Origin of the sequence: Prochlorococcus marinus str. MIT 0912 (genome assembly GCF_027359595.1) — a bacterium.
Taxonomy (GTDB): domain Bacteria; phylum Cyanobacteriota; class Cyanobacteriia; order PCC-6307; family Cyanobiaceae; genus Prochlorococcus_B; species Prochlorococcus_B marinus_C.
This window is the reverse complement of the sequence record NZ_CP114783.1, coordinates 1,367,697-1,387,757: the sequence shown is the minus strand read 5'-3', so window position 1 is coordinate 1,387,757 and position 20,061 is coordinate 1,367,697. Positions and strand designations below refer to the sequence as shown.

General features: G+C 33.7%; 20 protein-coding genes and 1 pseudogene. 12 read left to right on the top strand and 9 right to left on the bottom strand.

Annotated features, from left to right (window positions below; translation table 11 throughout):
- Positions 1-114: 114 nt before the first annotated feature.
- Positions 115-507: a hypothetical protein gene (locus O5640_RS07965; RefSeq protein WP_269611886.1), complete on the top strand. Its 393-nt coding sequence runs from the start codon at positions 115-117 to the stop codon at positions 505-507.
- A 96-nt stretch (positions 508-603) separates the two neighbouring features.
- Here O5640_RS07965 and O5640_RS07960 read toward each other — a convergent pair whose 3' ends face one another.
- From O5640_RS07960 to O5640_RS07950, 3 genes are all read right to left on the bottom strand, one after another.
- Positions 604-774: a hypothetical protein gene (locus O5640_RS07960; protein WP_269611884.1), complete on the bottom strand. Its 171-nt coding sequence runs from the start codon at positions 772-774 to the stop codon at positions 604-606.
- Positions 764-1,543 (bottom strand): potassium channel family protein, encoded by a 780-nt coding sequence (locus O5640_RS07955; RefSeq protein ID WP_269613828.1) that lies wholly within the window; start codon positions 1,541-1,543, stop codon positions 764-766. The genes O5640_RS07960 and O5640_RS07955 overlap by 11 nt, the downstream gene beginning before the upstream one ends.
- Before the next feature lie 403 nt (positions 1,544-1,946).
- Positions 1,947-2,675, bottom strand: coding sequence for a hypothetical protein (locus O5640_RS07950; protein WP_269611882.1), 729 nt, complete (start codon positions 2,673-2,675; stop codon positions 1,947-1,949).
- A gap of 204 nt (positions 2,676-2,879) precedes the next feature.
- Here O5640_RS07950 and O5640_RS07945 point away from each other — a divergent pair, with 204 nt between their 5' ends.
- The 3 genes from O5640_RS07945 (at position 2,880) to O5640_RS07935 (ending at position 5,776) form a co-directional block, all read left to right on the top strand.
- Positions 2,880-3,020 carry a hypothetical protein gene (locus O5640_RS07945; protein WP_269611880.1) on the top strand — a complete coding sequence of 47 codons (141 nt, stop codon included), beginning with the start codon at positions 2,880-2,882 and terminating at the stop codon, positions 3,018-3,020.
- Positions 3,021-3,189: 169 nt separating this feature from the next.
- The gene (locus O5640_RS07940; RefSeq protein ID WP_269611878.1) at positions 3,190-3,360 is read left to right on the top strand and encodes a hypothetical protein; all 171 of its coding nucleotides are present in this window, start codon (positions 3,190-3,192) and stop codon (positions 3,358-3,360) included.
- Positions 3,361-3,658: 298 nt separating this feature from the next.
- Entirely contained in the window at positions 3,659-5,776 is a 2,118-nt protein-coding gene (locus O5640_RS07935) for a tetratricopeptide repeat-containing sulfotransferase family protein (RefSeq protein WP_269611876.1), read from the top strand.
- Positions 5,777-7,256: 1,480 nt separating this feature from the next.
- Here O5640_RS07935 and O5640_RS07930 read toward each other — a convergent pair.
- Positions 7,257-7,619, bottom strand: a complete 363-nt coding sequence (locus tag O5640_RS07930; RefSeq protein WP_269611875.1) for a hypothetical protein — start codon at positions 7,617-7,619, stop codon at positions 7,257-7,259.
- A 737-nt stretch (positions 7,620-8,356) separates the two neighbouring features.
- The gene (locus O5640_RS07925; RefSeq protein ID WP_269603941.1) at positions 8,357-8,527 is read right to left on the bottom strand and encodes a hypothetical protein; all 171 of its coding nucleotides are present in this window, start codon (positions 8,525-8,527) and stop codon (positions 8,357-8,359) included.
- 461 nt (positions 8,528-8,988) lie between these two features.
- Here O5640_RS07925 and O5640_RS07920 point away from each other — a divergent pair, with 461 nt between their 5' ends.
- The 5 genes from O5640_RS07920 (at position 8,989) to O5640_RS07900 (ending at position 11,174) form a co-directional block, all read left to right on the top strand.
- Positions 8,989-9,174 carry a hypothetical protein gene (locus O5640_RS07920; RefSeq protein WP_269611873.1) on the top strand — a complete coding sequence of 62 codons (186 nt, stop codon included), beginning with the start codon at positions 8,989-8,991 and terminating at the stop codon, positions 9,172-9,174.
- A gap of 534 nt (positions 9,175-9,708) precedes the next feature.
- Positions 9,709-9,993 (top strand): galactose oxidase, encoded by a 285-nt coding sequence (locus tag O5640_RS07915; RefSeq protein WP_269611871.1) that lies wholly within the window; start codon positions 9,709-9,711, stop codon positions 9,991-9,993.
- A 28-nt stretch (positions 9,994-10,021) separates the two neighbouring features.
- Positions 10,022-10,267, top strand: coding sequence for a hypothetical protein (locus O5640_RS07910; RefSeq protein ID WP_269611869.1), 246 nt, complete (start codon positions 10,022-10,024; stop codon positions 10,265-10,267).
- A 16-nt stretch (positions 10,268-10,283) separates the two neighbouring features.
- Complete coding sequence (locus O5640_RS07905; RefSeq protein ID WP_269611867.1) at positions 10,284-10,427, top strand: hypothetical protein; 144 nt, start codon at positions 10,284-10,286, stop codon at positions 10,425-10,427.
- 264 nt (positions 10,428-10,691) lie between these two features.
- A complete protein-coding gene (locus O5640_RS07900; protein WP_269611866.1) occupies positions 10,692-11,174 on the top strand; it encodes a hypothetical protein in 483 nt (160 codons plus the stop codon).
- Positions 11,175-11,498: 324 nt separating this feature from the next.
- Here the strand turns inward: O5640_RS07900 and O5640_RS07895 are convergent, their stop codons facing one another.
- Both O5640_RS07895 and O5640_RS07890 read right to left on the bottom strand, forming a co-directional pair.
- Complete coding sequence (locus O5640_RS07895; protein ID WP_269611865.1) at positions 11,499-11,669, bottom strand: hypothetical protein; 171 nt, start codon at positions 11,667-11,669, stop codon at positions 11,499-11,501.
- Positions 11,670-11,897 carry a hypothetical protein gene (locus O5640_RS07890; protein ID WP_269603490.1) on the bottom strand — a complete coding sequence of 76 codons (228 nt, stop codon included), beginning with the start codon at positions 11,895-11,897 and terminating at the stop codon, positions 11,670-11,672. It lies immediately after the preceding gene.
- A gap of 232 nt (positions 11,898-12,129) precedes the next feature.
- Here O5640_RS07890 and O5640_RS07885 point away from each other — a divergent pair, with 232 nt between their 5' ends.
- Positions 12,130-12,429 (top strand): DUF1651 domain-containing protein, encoded by a 300-nt coding sequence (locus O5640_RS07885; RefSeq protein ID WP_269611864.1) that lies wholly within the window; start codon positions 12,130-12,132, stop codon positions 12,427-12,429.
- Here O5640_RS07885 and O5640_RS07880 read toward each other — a convergent pair whose 3' ends face one another.
- Positions 12,430-12,615: a hypothetical protein gene (locus O5640_RS07880; RefSeq protein WP_269609670.1), complete on the bottom strand. Its 186-nt coding sequence runs from the start codon at positions 12,613-12,615 to the stop codon at positions 12,430-12,432.
- A gap of 147 nt (positions 12,616-12,762) precedes the next feature.
- Between O5640_RS07880 and O5640_RS07875 the strand changes: the two are divergent.
- Positions 12,763-12,981, top strand: a pseudogene (locus O5640_RS07875) (pyrimidine/purine nucleoside phosphorylase); the annotation flags it as partial.
- A gap of 585 nt (positions 12,982-13,566) precedes the next feature.
- Positions 13,567-15,735 carry a tetratricopeptide repeat protein gene (locus O5640_RS07870; RefSeq protein WP_269611862.1) on the top strand — a complete coding sequence of 723 codons (2,169 nt, stop codon included), beginning with the start codon at positions 13,567-13,569 and terminating at the stop codon, positions 15,733-15,735.
- 324 nt (positions 15,736-16,059) lie between these two features.
- On the opposite strand, the gene O5640_RS07865 is transcribed toward O5640_RS07870, so the two are convergent.
- Complete coding sequence (locus tag O5640_RS07865) at positions 16,060-19,875, bottom strand: DEAD/DEAH box helicase (RefSeq protein WP_269611860.1); 3,816 nt, start codon at positions 19,873-19,875, stop codon at positions 16,060-16,062.
- Between the last annotated feature and the right edge of the window lie 186 nt (positions 19,876-20,061).

The window sequence follows — 20,061 nt, the reverse complement described above, 5'->3', positions numbered from 1 at the left end:
TTTGTAATTTGAATACGATTTAAATCATTTACTTGAGAGCACTCTGTTCATAAAATTAATGTATTGATTTGATATTGATATCAACTCTCGATCAACGATAATCTTTCTTATCCAATGAACCTCAAAAAAATTAAAAATATTTATTTTGGTTTTTTAGCACTTCTAATTTTTTTCTATCCACCAGAAATAAATGCTTTATCTGATGATTGGGTTGCAGTTCCTGAGAGTCAATATGGAGAGCAATTATGGGATAAGAGCAGCGTTGAGAAAAATGAAGATGGATCTATAAGGGTGTTAAGTAAATTTATTCCTAAAACCACTAATGCAATTACTCAAGACATTCTTTATACGATGGATATCAACTGTTCTAAAAAATTATTCAGAGATATTGCAGTAGGAGCGAAAGAGTTTAATGAGTTCGAGAATAAAGATTCAAATTGGAAAGATCCCAATGGAGATAAATTGATTTTGAGTGTGATCGATCAGGTTTGTACTCACATCAATTAGTTCTTAAAATAGATATTAGGTTTTAAACTACTAAATTAATTTAAGACTAATCTTGAAATTCTATTCCAATCAATTTAGAGACTTTATTTGATTCAATTAATTTTCCCAATACTCATTCCACTCAACTTCTAGTTCAGCCTTTGATAATGAGTTATAGAAACCTTTCCACTTCCTTTCTGAATTGATATCAGTTGCACTCAATGAGACCATAAGATCTATTGCTTCTTCTTGACTAAAAGTTTTTCCTTTATTTGATTTAAATTTCATTTTTATTCGAAAAATTTTGATTTTTATCTATTACTCCAATTGATTCACTGAATCCAGAGGCGAGTATTCCAGTAGGTATTGCGATTGCAGCAATACCCAAAAGAGAGGTTATCGATGCAATTGTTTTTCCAACAGCTGTAACTGGTATTGAATCTCCATAACCAACAGCACTGACAGTTGTAATTGACCACCAGAGACATCTTGGAATTGACCCTAACAATACTGGCTGTATAGAAGATTCAGCAAGATACATAAAAGTACTACTGATCAACAACAGTAAAACTGTATAAAAAATCGAAATTTGTAATTCTTGACTCTTTAATCGAAGTGCGTAATTAAAATGATAAATACTTTCCTTAAATTTTTCACTTCTTCCAATCTTTAATATTCTTAAAAGGCGAATAATCCTAAGAATTTTTAATTCAGCACGAACGCCAATAAAAGATGGGACGATTGCAATAACATCAATAATTGCCATTGGTGAGAACATATAACGCAAAACGCCTTTTAAACCTTTTCCATATTTTTTTTCAAGTGGTGCTACCCATAAGCGGCAAAAATATTCAATACAAAACAAACCTCCAATAATCCAATCCAAAAAATCTATTTGATCTCCAAACTTATAATCGATTGAGTTTTCAGTAATAACGACTGCGAAAAAAATCGAAATAAAAATAGTAACTCCACAGATTTGATTGAATAAAGATATTCTCCCACCTGATGAATCATTGATTATCTGCTCATAGATTCTTAAACGTAGTTCATTCATCGCTGCAAAAAGACTGAAAAGGAATGCATATAAGTTAAGCAAATCTTTCCGATTTTTCCTCTAATCTCTTGAGGGCCCCAAATACCAAGAATAGTACTTCAGTATAAAAATGCTCCTAGTGGAGGAAGTCCTACCTAACAGCAGCTACATATTCATAAGTAGTAAGGTACGTCTTATTTCTCTCAATTATCCAAAAGATGTGTGAAGGAAGCAATATGAAAAGCATTACCTACACTTACTTACAGTAAATTTACTCCAACAAAAGATTTCTGTTTATTCTTTATGCGTGAAGCAAAATTAAAAAATCACATATCGAAAGGATTAGATAATTCAAAAGAGATATAGAGAAAACTAGTTTGTGGTAGTTGGAAATTAGTTGAGCATCCAATTAATAAGAATGGGCTTAAACGTCACACATCTCAAGTGATGCTCTGGTTTCATCTACAAAATGAATTTCAAGTTCATTACTAAATATATCCGTTCCATTAGAGGGGATAACTAGGGGCAAACCTCTGTAAGTTAGCAAACAATTTTCCATGTTTAATTCATTCGATGAATAATTTCCATCATGTTGTCCACCCTCTGTCTTAAACTCACCCGCCTCTGTTCTCGACCAGATAATAAACCAATCAAGCTTGTCCAATTTTTCTAGTTTTGTCTCATTCAAGTCATGGTAGTCGTCAGAATCAAAGAACTCTCCTATGGAAGTCTCAACACCCTCACCATCAACTTCTATTCTTCCTTCATCCAAGTGGATTTTATATTCCTCTGCACCGTCCTCTTCGAGAAGAACTTCGCTATTGAAAGTCTTCTGTGCTAGAGCCAACATCTCCTCTTTTCTATCAACAAGAATCTTGCTGATGACCATATCTTCGTCCCAGTGATGCTCATCAACAATGTATCTGAGTGAACCAAATCGTTCAGAAAGCGCCTTGTTTGCTGCATCTTTAGCAATCTTTGCTGCCTTTGCGCTATCTTCATCAAGTTCCTGTTGCAGACGTTTTAAGTCACTCGCGAGTGCATCCATTTTTCTGTAGAACTCGCCATAGTATTTTCCAGCTCTGGTTTTCTCAGTTGAGTAGAAAACCTTAATGAATTGAATATCTCCGTTGTAAGTAATTTCAAATGGCATTAGAACCTCACTATCTCTTATTGAAATGATCACCCCTTTTTCAATGCCTCGCCATAATTAGTCCATTTTGTTAGAGAAAAAATTTCTTATTGCCAAATGAATAGAAAATACTTGTTATGTTCCCCCAGCACTTCTAAGAGTGTCTCATTATCTGGTCAATGGATTAGAAAAATTCTATGTTTCTATTAGAGCTACAGGTGATTAATGAGTATCCAACCATTAGTCCTAACTGCAATGCTTCTCTCTCCAATAGCAATAATGGCAGATGGATATCAACATAAAGGAGATATTCAACCCAACGAACTTGCTAAAAGGAAATTTATAGAGAGGAATATGTCGCTGTAGAAAAATCATCCAAAGGATATTTAAATCGTATTTAGATAAAGTTGAAGTTCCTTGTTCTTCATTAAGTTGGCATTCACCTATACGCGAGTATCATCATCTAGATAATCACATTCATTATTTCAATCACACCCATCGAAGACATTACAAACCACCACGTAAACAAGTATTAGTGTCTAGCTGTTATCGAACCAGTGGAAGAGTTTATAATTCAGGTAATGCAACTACTGGAGGATTCATTGGAGGGGGTCTTGCTACCGCAATCTCCAAAAAAGATGCTTATGCATGGTCAATTCCTTTAGGGACTTTGCTGGGTATAGGAATCGCTAATATTGATTGCTGATCCATAACAATCTTAGATTAAAAGTTATATCAGATTTTTCTCGTTATTTTGATAGCTAATAATATTTATCCTCATCACTTCATACCCAAATTATTCCTTATAATCGGCGACCCCACTTAAATAATTCCTTCGATTCTTGTGAAAAATATATAAAAAGCCTCTATGAGAAGTTTTAAACCTTTTATATTTCAATTTTAGACATTTATTTATAGATGGTATAAATCATACTACATCCTATTTCAGGAGAAATATGTTACACTTTAAATACTTAAAATAAGAATAAATTTCAAAACTTAATATGAAAGGTTTTGGAGAACAGAGAAAATCTAAAAAGATAAAGGGTAAGATCAATACCAACAAATCTTCGAAAGAGCAAATAATTAATCAGGGAATTAATTTTCATCTACAAGGAAATTTTACCGAAGCATTAAAATATTATCAATACCTGTTAAATCAAGGATTTATAGATCACAGAATCCTCTCTAATTATGGAGCCTTACTAAAGGACATTGGCAAATTAAAAGAAGCTGAATTATATACCCGTAAAGCTATTGAACTAAATCCTAATCACGCAAATGCTCATTCTAATCTAGGAAACATTTTAATAGATCTTGGCAAATTAAAAGAAGCTGAATTATATACCCGTAAAGCTATTGAACTAAATCCTAATCACGCAAATGCTCATTCTAATCTAGGAAACATTTTAATAGATCTCGGCAAATTAAAAGAAGCTGAATTATATACTCGTAAAGCTATTGAACTAAATCCTAATAACGCAAATGCTCATTCTAATCTAGGGAGTATTTTAAAAGATCTTGGAAAATTAAAAGATGCTGGATTACATGCAAATAAAGCTATTGAACTGAGTCCAAAACAAGCAAGTTATCATTCTAATCTAGGAATCATTTTAAAAAAACTTGGTAAATTAGAAGAGGCAGAATTATCCACCAGGAAAGCTGTTGAACTAAATCCTAATTTAGCAATAGCGCATAATAATCTAGGAAGCATTTTAAAAGATCTTGGAAAATTAAAAGATGCTATATTACATGCAAATAAAGCGATTAAACTAAATCCCAATTACTCTAATGCCTATTCTACTCTAGGAACAATTTTAATAGATCTCGGTAAAATAAAAGATGCTGAATTATGTATTCGTAAAGCTATTGAACTAAATCCTAATAACGCAAATGCACATTGTAATCTAGGTAACATATTAAAAGATACTGGAAAATTAAAAGATGCTGAATTATATACCCGTAAATCTATTGAACTAAATCCTAATAATGCAAATTCACATTGCAATCTAGGACATATTTTCACAGATCTTGGACGATTAAAAGAAGCTGAATTATCAATTCAAAAAGCACTTGAAATAAATCCTAATCTAACTAGAGCTTACTTTTCACTCTCCTATATTATACCCTCTAATAGTAATAAAAAACTGCTTGATAAACTCTTTAGCGAAACTATTTTAAATAATAAGCTACCGAAAGAAAAAGTTGATATTTATTTCGCAAGGGCAAATTTTTTCCATAAAGAAAAAAATTATCAAGACAGTGCTAAATCTCTAGAAAAAGCTAATCAAACCAAACTTAATATTAAAAAATCTAATTCTGATATTTTAATAAATAAATCTAAATCTCTGCTGATTAAATCAAATGAAAATGAATTTAAGAACATAGAAGACACAAAATGCTTTGAAAGTATTTTTATTGTGGGAATGCCTAGAAGTGGCTCTACACTTTTAGAGTCTATTTTAAGTATGAATACCAATGTATATGATTTGGGAGAGACTAATATCCTAGAAGAATCATTCAAAAAGTGGGTAACAATTAATCAAAAATCAACTCTTTCTGAATTATATTGGGAAAAAATTAAATATTTAACAAGAGAGTACAAGATAACAACCAATAAGAACCTTTATAATTATCAATATGTAGGCCTAATTATTAAACAAATACCTAACGCGAAAATCATTCATTGCTATAGAAATCCTTTAGACAACATTCTTTCAATTTATAGAACTTACTTTGCAAAAGGCAATGAATATTCCTCTTCCTTAATTGATTGCGCAAGAGTTTATTTAGATCAAGAAAAAATAATGCAAGAATATAAAAATAAATTTCGATCAAGTATATATGACTTGAATTATGATTTTTTAGTAAAAAATCCAAATATAGAAATTAAATCATTAATCAATTGGTTAGGTTGGCAATGGAACGATTCGTACCTATCACCTCATCTAAATAAACGATCGGTTGTAACAGCAAGTAGTGTTCAAGTACGCTTCCCAATCAATTCACAATCAATTGATGGATGGAAGAACTACAAGGATATGTTAAAACCAGCTATTAAAATTATTGGCAATACTTATAAATATCGAAACTTAATTTCTGCAGTAGAGAAAGATTCTTAGTGCAACTATTTGGCAAAAGGTTTTTCTTTTTGGTAGATAAACAAATGTTTTCTTGTATGTACTAATAATTAAAGTTAGTTAGAAATGGATTGAAGTTCTAGCACTTATTTTCCATAGTTCAAAGGATTGTTAGTTCTAGATGTAGATTGTTTAGCAAAGATAAACAAGTGCCGACTCAAAGGGGACGACAAAAATCTCGTCAAATTCTTTAAGGGAGAAAAAATAATTGAGGTAAACAATCACTCAACTTCGCGTAAGTAAGTTTTGTTTAATTCTTTATCTTAAAGAATTGGCACATGTGACAGTTAAAGAACTCGAATACTCAGCATTTCTCTTTTCGTGACGTTGATTAAATTAAATTTGTGAGGAGTTGAGATCCTCCGCAGTGGAAACAAGGAAACACTTGCGCCTGATCTACAAAAAGACCTGCTTTAGAGCAGGTTTTTTTGTACCTACTCATCCTCATAGCCAATCTTGTTGGCTGGGTTAGTAATAAAGAGAATCATTAGAAAAACTACGTTTGCAGGCAAAGAAAGTTTTTTTAGCAGCAAAAGAATCATACCCTGTGTCACGTTGAATTTATCTTTTTCCTTGCTCATAATGTTTTTTCCAAAAGAGATACAAATTAGAAAATTGATTAGACGTATCAACAACATCAGTACAGATAGAGACTAATTTCCATCACAGTGAATTTAGTTTTTTAATAATTTCTCCGATCTCAGTTTCCTGCGCATACGTATTAGACCAGCTGCGTAGTAAATATAAAGATCATTATCAGTTTTTGCCATAAGAGCTAATCAGGCATTTCTAACCTTTGAGTATGAATCATAGAAGAATTAGAAATAAATCAGGAGTTCTCGCACTTTCGTTCCAGTCGGTCGCAATTGGTTAGTACTGATAGAAAAGTTCAGTTGAAATATCATTTCTGAACTAAAAGGGAGCGACAAAAATCTAGCCCCCTTTTTCATTCAATATGTTTGTTGAAATCATAAATATTTAATGCGTAAAGAAGTCGTTAATAGATTCTGAGAAAATCAATCTAAAAAAAACATAAGTGCAGAGAAAGCAAACTATATTCGATTTCTTTACAGAGAAGGTGAAACGTGGAACACAACTTTTAATCTATAACTAACTTTGAGTAGTTACATTCACTCCCACTCAATAGTACCTACCATATATGGGGTGCTAAAACGTAGTGATTAACTGGGTTTCTTAAATATAAGTTAAACGGTGAAGTACCTACTTGAGATCCCTTGTCACTCTGTCACTACCAAATAAAACAGATTCCACGATGAAGTATGTCTTTTGATTTATAACTATTTTATAGTAGTCAATGCTATTCGCAGTCAATAGCACTTGCTTAAATTATTGAGTAATGGACAAGGATTTGCCCACTTATTTTACCACGTGGAACTCACGTGGAACCATCAATTAGCAAATTTTTTCATTGGCAAAGGAGCAAAGAATTCTTTGCCTTTCCTTAACTCCGATCGATTTTTACGCCAAAACCCTCAGGTATCTCATCATTAATATCTTTTAAATCCATCCATCTACTCTCTTGATCTACAGTTAAGTTTTTGAACTTTCTGACATAGACATCTCCTGCTAGATCAGGGTCTGCAACTCCAAAGAAATCGCATATTTCTTCTACTCGTGCCCAATGCTCAATTTCATTCGTTGCTCTTTTGAATTCAGTAATCTCAAATTTTCCTTGTTCTGCCTGACTTAATTTGTTTAAAACTGAGGAGGAAACAGAGACAGTTGCACCATCCCATTTCGCACTATCTTCTCCTTCCAACTCAAGATTTCTTTGATTGAGTTCTTTTAACCAAGTTTCATCCATAATCTTCTATTTTTCCTGAATCCACTCAGAAAGTTTATTTGATTCAGGATCTAATGATTGATAGAACTCGTGAAAGGTCGCCACTTTTTATTCTTGGATCCTTTGTTCTTATTCCTATTTTGTAGTTTCTCATCAGTTTGTCTTTTTAGTAGTGACAAAAGGTGCAAATAGGAGTAGAAAATAAATAACAGAACAACTCCTCACACAATAGTTCTGTTGTAAAAAGGCACTCGACTTCGCGTAAGTAGGGTGCTTTTTTAATGGTTGATTGTACAAAATTGGCACATGTGACAGTTGAAGAACTCAAATACTCAGCCTACCTCTTATCAAAAACGTTGATTAAGTTTAATTTGTGAGGAGTTGAGATCCTCCGCAGTGGAAACAAGGAAACACTTGCGCCTGATCTCACAAAGAAACCGCCCTAACAGAACTGGGCGGTTTTTTTGTTCCTTTTCTAGGATGGTTTAATCATATTTCCACTTCCCCAAGTTGTTTTAGGATTACTGCTTTTAAGCACAGCATTAGTTTTGATTTTTGATATCAGATACAACCCATTCGGAAACAGTGAGGACGATATCTAATTAGGAATTTTTTCGGATGCAGACCCTTGGTGGAATTGATTAGAAAAGGAAAAGCAGAACAACTCCTCACACAATCCGTTCTGTACATGAAGAGAGGGACTCAAGGTCGCTGAAGCAGCAGGGTCCCTTTCTTAATACCATTGTTAATTAATTAAATCAGTCTCCTTTATCGTGGATATCTCCTGAATAAGATTGAGTTCCTATCTCTGGTGGTGGATTATTTCCGAAGTCATCAACTAAAGCATCTGCTTCACTTGTAAAAAGTTTGGTGAACCATTGCTTAGTTGCAATAATTGCTGTCCAGATCTTGTCTCTTTTTCTAGTCATAGAGATACCTCGAATTAAGTAAGGGGGCGAGATTTTGGTCGCCCCCTTTGAGTCCATCACTCCAGACCTAAGGAAGTGCGTTGACTCCTTAGACTGTTTTACTAGTACTGAATGGAAATTGCTATGGGTAAGAACACCAAAGTATTTCTACATTTGGGTTCTCTGTATAGATATTTTCTAATAAGGGGAGTAGACATAAATCAAGAGTCATCGAACTCTCGAAGAGATTTAAAAAGGGGAAATGTGCATTGACTCTAAGGAGGCATCTCAAACCTCCTGATGTGAACAGAATCACCTTTCGTGCGGTCTCTGCAATGGTCGGGACAACCCAAACCCCTGATTAGTTTCAGGGGCCTTTCTGTGTGCGGTACTCAGAGTTAATACTTTAGGGTTTTTGTTCTATGGATTTTTTGAATTAGGAGGAGTAGATATAAAGCAAGGAACTATTAGGAGGTCTAACCATGTCATGCGTTAATTCTTTTAAACATGCAATCGAAGACGTAAAGGAAACATTCTCGAAATCTTGTGGAGTTCCTATGCAAGGGAACGATTGGTGCGATCTGGTTTCGAATTATGAAACTGTTTTTGATGAGGTCGATTACGAGAATAAATGCTTGCAGTTTGGTAACTGCTCAATGGACTACTAAAAAACATTGAACTAACAGGAGGTCTAATTATGCAAGTAACACGTAGTTTCAGATCCAATGGGTCAAATAATCTTTCATCGATCTTTTTTTGGTTTTCTGTCCTTTTAATCTCACTGGGAACACTTCCACACCTTGTTCCTTATTACTTTCAGTTGAAATATTGAGATAAAAAGAATGTCTCGATCTTCTCAAACTCATTCTCAGAAAATACAAAGATTATTGGGTGATTGGTTAAACAGGAGTTTTTTCTCATGTTCAACGGATCTTCATTTGTTATTAATGAATTAGGAGTCACAGCACCTTCTGTGGGTCAAAGTTAAATAAAGGATGGAAATTTAGTTCAGCCAGTTGAGTGCTTGACTCAAAGGGAGCGACCAAAATCTCGCTCCCTTCTTTAATGGAAAAAATAGGTGACTTGACCTAATAGACAAATATAGTACGTTTGTATTAGTGTTATCCCCATCACTAAACCGACAAAGGAAGCACGAAGTGAGCATCGTGCTTTTTTTGCCTCTTCTCACAAGGAGAACCAAGATGGGTCGAATTAAAACACCAAAAGTTGTTGGTCCAGTTGAAGCACTGGAGAATCCAGAAGAGTGGTGTTATTTCACTAATCTGGAACTGGTGAAGTCCAGAGGAAGTTCTGTTTGTCTTACGTATGAACACTTCACTTATACGTGCGATAAATCATGCGTCACTCTTTTGACTTGTCGTCTTCACCAACGTCTTATCCCTCAAGGTGAACATCTCACAAAGCGTTGCCTTAACTGGCAAAAGAAGAGGGTATTACAAATTGGATGGTGTCCAGAAGTTGCCTAGCAAACCAAAAATTATTTCCTCAAAACCAATGAATTTAACTACCACCACTGATTCTGTGATGATGTTTTGCATCATCTCTTCAATTGCAATTTTTGATGCCTTCTCAACTCTTCTTTCGATCCTAAAGAAAGGAATATTTGTTGATCAGAAATCGGTACTGATGCAAAAGACCAATAGCGAATTGAGGGCAATGCTGGTTGGTATAGACAAAATTTCCAAACTCAATAAAAAACAATTAGTCGATTTAGTAATAGAAAAAAATAAACATTTTTGATACTAAGAATTTTTCAATGCGTAGAGAACTCGTAAAAAGATTCTTGGAAACTGGTCCATCAAAACAAACCACGACTGTAGAGAAAACAAACTTTCTACGATGTCATTACAGAGAAGGTGGCAAGGGAACACGTCTCCCAAAACCATTGGAACTAGATTAGTCAATTTTTACTTTGGACTCACGTGGAACTACAACTTTTAATCTATAACTAAAATTTAGTGATAATAGGGGTTTTCAAGGATATTATATCACAAAATAATCGTGTGGAAGTTCTGAGGAGGTGATTTTGAGAGAAAAAGTTCTGATCACCTCAGGGGTAAAAAATCTCTTACCTAAATGCACCCAAATCACTTCTAATACTGTCTTAATTGCTGGTCATTAGATCAAAAAAATCCTATGTTTCTATTAGTGGTAAAGGTGACTGATGAGAATCCAACCATTAGTTCTAACTGCAATGCTTTTTTCTCCAATGGCAGCAATGGCAGAGGGATATCATCACCAGAGGGGATATACAACTCAACGAACTTGCTACAAGGAAATCTATAAAGAGGAATATGTTCCTGGAACTAGATCATCAAAAGGTTATGTGAAGTCCTATCTGGATAAAGTCGAAGTCCCTTGCTCTTCATTGAGTTGGAATCCACCAGTTCGCAAATATCGTCATCACCATAATCACGTTCATTATTTCCCTCACACGCATCGCAGGTATTACAGACCAACTCATCAGCAAGTATTAGTTTCTCGGAGTTATCGAACTAGTGGAGGAAGTTGTAGTTCAAGTAATGCAACGACAGGTGGATTGCTTGGAGGTGGTCTTGCTGCTGCAATCTCCAAGAAAGATGCTTATGCATGGTCAATTCCTTTAGGTGCTGTTCTCGGCATGGGCATTGCTAACGCTGATTGCTAATTAGGAATAATTTCTGATGCTTCCCCTTTCTAGATTTGATTAGAAAGGTAAAAATAGAACAACTCCTCACACATAGTTCTGTAAATGAAGAGAGGGACTCAAGGTCGCTGAAGCAGCAGAGTCCCTTTCTTAATGCCATAAAACAGGTGTTTTCTCTCATGTTCCAATCATTCAGGTTGATTAGAACTGGGTTGGAGTTCTAGCACTTTGTTCCCGTAGGTCAGGGAAGTGGTTAGTAAAGGAAATGGATTGTTCACACGGATCCAAAAGTGCTGAACTTAAAGGGGGCAACCAAAATCTTGCCCCCTTCTTTAATGGAAGAAATTAAGGTTTCCAATACTCATCCCATTCATCCTGAAGTTCTGTCTGCGATAAAGAGTTGTAGAAACCTCTCCACTTCTTTTCGGAATTTGCATCAGTTGCACTCAATGACACCATTAGATCTATTGCTTCTTCTTTGGTAAAGGATTTGCCTTGATTTGATTTGAATATCACTTACGAAGCAATCTCTTCCCAAGGATCACGTGAAGATAGTTCCTTGAATGGTATCAATTTAAAATCACCTCTCCTGATACCACTACAGATCAATCCATCAGGATGTTCTCTCTTAAATATTTCAACTGCATCTTCTTTTCGTTCTGATGGAATAGTGACTTTATAAATCACATCACCTGAATCACGAATCTTATAAACAAAAATCCAATCATATTCTTTACTATCCATTTTCAATTAACTACTTACTCCTTATTGTTTTAACTCACTTTGGTCTGATGAACCATTAGACAAGTACTGAACTTAAAGGGGGCGACCAAAATCTCGCCCCCCCTTTTTTAATGCAAATCACTTGACGACTCCAAACAATCTTAATAGTATACCTGTACTAGGACATTCCTCACACAAATAGTCCTAACTCATAAAGCACCTGCGTAATACCAGTGAGCAAGGTGCTTTTTTGATGCCTCGAATTAAAGAGAGAATTATGAATCAAGCAATTAAAGAAACATTGCCAACTCCAACAGGATGGTTAGTGTCACCCACTAGAGAATTTTGTATGTTCTTTATTCGTGATCCCAAATCCGAAATGGCATTTCCGAGAGTGTATACACAAGTCTGGTATTGCCTTGAGGATGGCACTCCAACCAAATTAAAAAATACAAGAAGAATTGATCTCGAATCTGCTATAGAAACTTGGCATGAACTCTTAACTCAAGATTGGGAACTAATGGAACATCAGATAAGTGATGCTGCTGCTTAGTCATCGAATCAGATATCTAAGAATTCCAACTAGGGCGATGGCAATAATTCCATAAGTCCAAACGGAACCACTATTTCTTGAGACACGTTCCATCCAATCTGGAAGACCATTATTTTCAATAATGAATAGATAAAGCAATCCCAAGATCAATACTGGGATAACAAGTGCATAAATGAAATTCAACATCTATAGATTATGATTAGTGATTAGAAAATTAGACTCAGGAATTTCTAAATGGATAACTATCAAAATGTAGATGTTGATAAATTAGCAAATATTTATTTTGAAGGTAAAGTTATTAGTTGAAACATCTTTTAAAAAGATGATTCAAAAAAAACATTAGGAGTGATGTTGGAGGGTGGATATGAATTTAAAACTGCGTCAAGAGAACTCATGCAAATCCATTCTGGAAAACTAAACGTCAAAATTGAAGGTGATCAAGATTGGACATTAATAACAGAGGGTATGGATTTTAATGTCCCCAAAAATTCTTCATTTTGTTTAGAGGTTTTAGAATTAGTCAACTACACATGCTCTTATTTTGATGATTAAAAAAATTAGAGTAAGAAAACATTTGCGAATGATCTTAAAAAAGACCTCCGTTCGAGCAGGTCTTGTTGTACCTTTTTAAATACTGAGTATACAAAAATATGTAGAGAAGTCGTTCATAGATTCTTAGCAACAAATCCTAGATATTCAAACAACAAGTGTAGAGAAAATGAACTATCTACGATTTCTCTGTAGAGAAGGTGACAAGGTGACAAGTGGAAGTCGTGTGGAAGTAGATTTTTGAGTGACTGACTACATTTTACTGCCCTAAACTATTCCCACTCAATAGTTCTTACCCCAAATATTCCTTGTAATCCCTGTTCCTCACTCAGCTATGTTTTCTACAATTCTCGTGTGAAACGCATAGGAGACATATCTACTCTCTAATATTCCCGTTTTAGACATTCATACAGAGATTAAGTAAATCATATTACATCCTGTTTCAATTCGGTGATTTTGTCCCCTTGTCCTATGTTCTCTACATAGAGAAACAGTAAAAACCTAAGCTTCAAAGAAATATATTAAAAAAATATTTAACTTAGCTTAGATAGTTTAAAATTAAATGAATTAAATGAAAGATTTTTTGACTTGGAAGCAAATATAGAAACGGCTCAGTCGGTCTTTAAACATAATAAATATCAAGCAACAATTAGTATTTGCGAGGAAATATTAGCGACTGATAGCAACTCCATAGAAGCTTTAAAGTTATTAGCAAAATCTTATTTAGCAACAGGAAAAATAGAAAATGCCCGTTTATATCTAAATCAAGCCCTGAAAATAAAACCTGACGATTATGAAGTGATCAAAGATCTAGGAAATACATATCAAGCTACAGGTGATATTAATAATGCTAAAAAGTATTATCAAAAAGCCTTAGAAATCAATATTACTTATGCTCCCGCATTAACCAATCTAGGCTACATTACACTTTCTACAGGTAATAAGAAGGAAGCATTATATTTACTCATCAAAGCTACTGAATCTGATCCTCAATTAGCTGCTGCTTGGAGGAATCTTGCTAATGGTTATGTACAATTGGGAAATTCACAAGAAGCTGAAGCACCCTGCCGCAAATCTATAGATCTCAACCCCCATCTCTTTAACTCTCATTTTCTACTTGGAACAATCCTCTTGAGGCAGGAGAAACTTCAAGAGTCAATAGAACCACTACGCAAAACAATTGAACTCAAATCGGATTTTTTCCAGGCTCATTTGAATCTTGGAGTAGTGTTCAAGGAGCTTGGACGACTAAAAGAAGCGGAAATATCAACACGAAAAGCAATAGAACTTAATCCCAGTCTCTCTAACTCTCATTTTCTTCTTGGAGCAATCCTCCTTAGTCAAAAGAAACTTCAAGAAGCAGAATTATCTACTCGCAAATCAATTCAACTCAGTCCTGATTTCGCAGAAGCACATTCTAATCTGGGAATCATATTGAAAGATCTTGGCAGATTAAAAGACGCAGAATTATCTACTCGCAAATCAATTCAACTCAGTCCTGATTTCGCAGAAGCACATTCCAATCTGGGAATCATATTGAAAGATCTTGGCAGATTAAAAGACGCAGAATTATCATATCGCAAATCAATTGAACACAATCCTGATTCCGCTGTTGCTCATCTAAACCTGGGAACCATATTAAGAGATCTTGGCAAATTAAAAGACGCAGAATTTTCTACTCGCAAATCAATTGAACTGAATCCTGACTTCGCAGAGGCGCATTTCAATCTAGGGAACATATGGAAAGATCTTGGCAGATTAAAAGACGCAGAATTATCTACTCGCAAATCACTTGAACTCAATCCTGATTTCGCAGAAGCACATTCCAATCTGGGAAATATATTGAATGATCTTGGTTATTTAGATGAATTGATTCTTATATCAAAAGCAACACTGGATTCAAAATCAATTAATCAAGGATATAAGTTACGCGCTTCATTACGAATCACAATCGCTAATTTACTGCAAAGAGATTATGCAGAGACCTTATTGAACTTGAATAAAAGTAAGGAATTAATAAGTCAAGGTGCCATCAAGACAATAAAAAATGAAAAAAATAGAAAGCATACATCTACCTTCTTTAAATTTATTACTTCTCTCTATCCTCTACTTGAGAAAGAGAATAAACATTCTGATTCAAAAAGAATTCCTCATTTTGGGGAAAGTCATTGTCTTTCATTTGCTCATCAAAGTCTATCTATATCATCAAACATAAAAACGATTCAACCAGTTTTAATAACAGGTGGGAAAGCGTGGCATTTTGCTAATAAAAAAAATAATCAATGGAAAGATTCGCTAACTCAACAGATAAAAAAACATAATTATAGTGATGAAATATTTATTTCTTTTGGAGAAATAGATTGTAGAAAAGATCAAGGTATACTTACTTACTCAATCAAGAAAGATAAAGATATTTCAGAAGTCTGTGAAAAAACCATAAAAGCTTATCTTGATTATATGGAAATTCAACTCGCGCCATATTACTCAAAAAGATATTACTTTGGTGTTCCAGCACCAACAAGAGAAAAAGACTTACTCAATGAAGTAGATAAAAAAAGAATTAAAATCATCAAACTATACAATGAATGTTTAAAGAAGGAAGTTTTATCTAAGGGTTCCTACTTCTTAGATGTTTATGCTTTGACATCAACCATAGATGGTGAAAATAACAACCTTCATATGTGCGATAAAACTCACCTGTCTCCTAAATGCCTATCTATTTTGTTTGAGAATCACCTAGCCGAACCCAATATGTAGATCAAATCAATCGCAAATTAGTTCTCAACTTATCCATCAAGTTACCATAATATATAAGATTATTAGTTTTAATTTATTATATAACTACATTTTATAGCTAATTATTCCCACTCAATAGTTCCTACCATATATAGGGTATAAAAACGCAGTAAGTGACTGGGTTTCTTAAATATAATATAGCACGGGGAACATACGGGGAACGTTTTTCAAAACGAATAGTGAGTGGGAAAACACATTCAAAGACCGAGTTTATTTCTTTAGTAATCTGACAGTAAAATCAAGACGCTCTCCTCATGGGAGGTGAAAATATTTAAAAGTTACTGTTCATGCTGTTTTTCTATTGAGGCGATCTAACCAATTGACCCAATACTTGCTTGCCTCGGTAGGACTAATCATTGATGCAGCATCTGGAACTTCTCCATCAACTGCTGCTTTTGCAATATCTCTTTTGGAGTTGATTCGATCTAATTTAGATCTACACCAACTCCATTTCTCACCATTAGGAAGATTGATATCAGTAATTGGTAAGAATACCTCCACTGACTCAAAGTCAGTCCCATCTCTGTCAAGACGACCAACCGCTTGTTCGAATTCAGTAGAAGTCCAAGGCAATTGAAAGAAAATTGCCCTATTGCAAGTTGACTGCAAACCATCTACACCTGTACCAACACATTTAATAGAAGCAACTAAAACTTCTGTAGAACCATTTATAAATTGGTCAAGTGAATCATTAAATCCTTCCTCTGCCGCTTCTTTGTCATTCCCTGTATAAACACAATAAGAAAATCCGTTATTAGTTAACCAATTTGACAATGGACGAAGTGTATTTTTTATATATGAAATATAGATAATAGTTTTGACTCCTTTTTTTAGGCATTCAGAAAGAGTATTTAGTTTTGGTTTGACTAATAATTGTTCAACATCATGATAAGTTCCATGTTTAGTTGCTTGTATGATTTCTGTAATTGTAGATGTGGCGTCTATTTCTTTAAGGATTATCTTGGTTCTACTCATTGCTCCAGGATTCATCCTTATCCCCTCTCTTACAAAGTGCTGATAAAGATTCATGCACGAATTAAGATCAATCTTCTCATCTACATCATCGATCGTTTTTTGGGTCACAAGTTCTAATAATGATCTTCCCTCATAAAGATTGTTGATAACTGGTGTTGCAGACATCCCTAATACTCTTAATTCCGGGTTTATATTTGATGAGATACATATATATTCATTCAGTAATTTTCTTCTTTGACTTGACTTCTCTTTCGTTCTTCTTTTCGATTGATGAATTTCATCTATAACAATTAGATCAGTTTGATAGTCAACACAATGTTGGAACATCCTCTCCGCATAAAGTTCTTGGAATCTCTCATGATTTAAGAGGTAGACATGAATACCGTCGTTTAAAATCGGAACTGACCAACCTTCTAATTTAACGTGTAAATTCGCATCAGGATAAGCAGAAGAAAATGCTTTTTCCCAAGTTGCTATTGCACCATTTGGACATGAAATAAGAATTCTTTTTGCTCCGCACACCTGGGCAGCAAAAATTGCAGATAAAGTCTTTCCTGTTCCTGTGCCACTTAAATTTAATAGTCTTTTATCTCGTTTAAGACGATAAGCGACTAATCTCTGCATTAATTTTGGATCACGTTGTCTACCTTTCAGGTCAACAAATTTATAAGCACTAGGAACTAATAATTCTTTTGCTCCTTGATATTCTTCTAAAAACTCTTCCTTCACTTCCTGACTGTATGCATCAAGAGGAGGGGAAAGTTTTTTAACTTGCTCAACAGTCACTTTTTCATCCTCAAAACAAGAATCCCAAAGTTTTGCGCTTGCTTTTGCTTTAAGGAATTCAACCTTCTCGGCATCTGAAGAGGTACTTTCAATAACTGCTGTTGCCTTGTCTAATGCATTTAAAGTTTTTTCAGGATCAAGACTAGGAAGATCATCTTTAGACAAGACTTCAATCTGATTTCCATTATTTGACTCCTCAATAATTTGCTTTGATCGCTCTTCTAAGAGTTTTGATTCTTTTTCTTCTATTGAAGATTCCTCCTTTAATTCACTCCCAAACTCAATCAATGATTGAATTTTTGGAACATCATTATCATTTGCCCAATCACCTAAATCCTCTTTACTAACTACTCCTGACTGAATAGCATCAACAAGTACATCAAATGTTCTACTAAACTTTTCATTATCTTTTTGATTTATACCTTGTGATTGAAATAAGACATACATTTCAGCGGGTGAAAGTGATTCAATATGCTCCCCTAGATCTTTAACAAACGCCCTTATATATGAAAGTGTTATTTCTTTTTTAGAATCTCCCTCGGTATAAACTCTACCAAATCTTTTTGCGACCTCATCCCAAGGTAATGAACCTTGCTTTGTTAGGGCATATATTATTGAACCAGGCGTTTTATCTTTATATTCCCCAGTTACTTGAGATTGAATAAATTCATATATTTGAGTATTAGAGGGCATTAAATTTTGTTGAATGCCTAGATAACTCACAGCATCATCCAATAATTTGATAAGTCTGACTTCTGTCCAAAAATATTTTTCTTCGGAATCACTTAGTAATTTACCTTGATATATAAGACCAACTTTTTCTGCAACACGCTTTTGTCCCCCAAACTTAGTAACAACTGCTCTAACTGAAAGAGGGAGATTACTTTGCCTAGGCATCAATGTTGATTTACCTAAAGAGGTAGAATGCCTAAGTAAAAACTCTTTTAAATTATTAAATATCAACCAATATCCATTACCTACCTTTCCTTCTTGATTAGAAATGAATTTATAGTGATAGTCGTACTCTTTAGTTGTAATTTCTACATCATTCTTAAAAAGAAAGTCTTGCCTTCCTTTTAATGTCATTTTTAAAATCTTATCTATCAGAGTTTTATTTTCATTTGTAATTTTTTTATCAGTTTTTATTGGAAGTCGTCCGATTTCTTCAATCCATTCTTGTATTGCTATTTTTTCAAGATAAGATAATTTCTCAGCAAGTTGTTCTTTTATAGAAATAGGATCAAAACCTAAAACTTTTTTTACTGAATTTATATTTTTAGTTATATGATCTTTCTTCCTTTGACTTGTTCTTGCAATTGATGCCAAAGAAATACCTTGAGCGTTCCAATAAAATTGTTTAAATTTACCAATACCAGATATACTTTTAATTAATTGCATATTTCTATTCCATTTTATTAATTCATTGTGAGATTCTGAAATAATATATTCTCTTACAATTGCCTGTTTAATTAATTCAAAAGTTTGAATTTCTTTATTTGAAACTGCATCTATGTAAGATGAAATTTTAGATATAGCGCCAATAGTATTATCAAATGAATCTTTTATATAACCTGACACTTTATATTTTTCAATAACTGTTTTAATTTTATTTTTCGTTTGCGAATAAGAATTCGACAATATTGATTCCGAATTAACAATTAATGATGCTTCTTTCCTAAAACTTGATATTAAATCATTATTTTGATCTTCTGATTCATTTAACGCATTTATATTGTCTTGTTTTTTATCAATATATAATATACTATCCTTTAAATCTTGAGTATTTTTTTTATCTACTTTTGTTGGTTTTTCTTTTGTCTTTAAGATGTCTAATCTATTTGATAATTTATTATCTATATCTCTCTCTTTTGTTAATTTTTTTTCTGGAATAGTTAAAGCACTTATATATGCAAATGCCCTAATCGCATTAATATCATCTCCTGCCGCAACTCTTCCTCTCTTTAATATTTGAGCAAGACTTTCTAATATCTTATGATCTGATGAAATTTTAAATAAAGTTTCAATTAATTCATTTTTAAAACTTTCATCTTTTGATAAGGAATTAACAGTTTGATCTAATAAATTACCTTTAATGAATGATTCGCTATTATAACCTTGCGATTCCCATCCTTGAATAAATCTTTTCCATGCCTCTTTCAGCAAGTTTTCTGATTTAATCTTTTGAGTTTCTTTATTCTTGTTTGATATTGGAATACTTCCTATTTGTTCAATATTCTTTTCTATATTCTTTTTCTTATTTTTTTTCTTTTCACCTTGAGGAGTTGGACTTTCAAATATCCATCGTGTTATCTGTTTTAACCAATTTCTTTTTCCTGCCATCAAATTATCTCCATCTTGCCCTTTGATTGAAGAAAGACGTTGCTATTATTCCATAAAATTTTTAAAGATAGAAATACTTGACGATCTATTAAAAGCATAATAGTACGCTTGTGCTATAACACTCTTCATACAAGCAGCCCTAACTCATAAAGCATCTGCGTATTGCCAGTGAGTAAGGTACTTTTT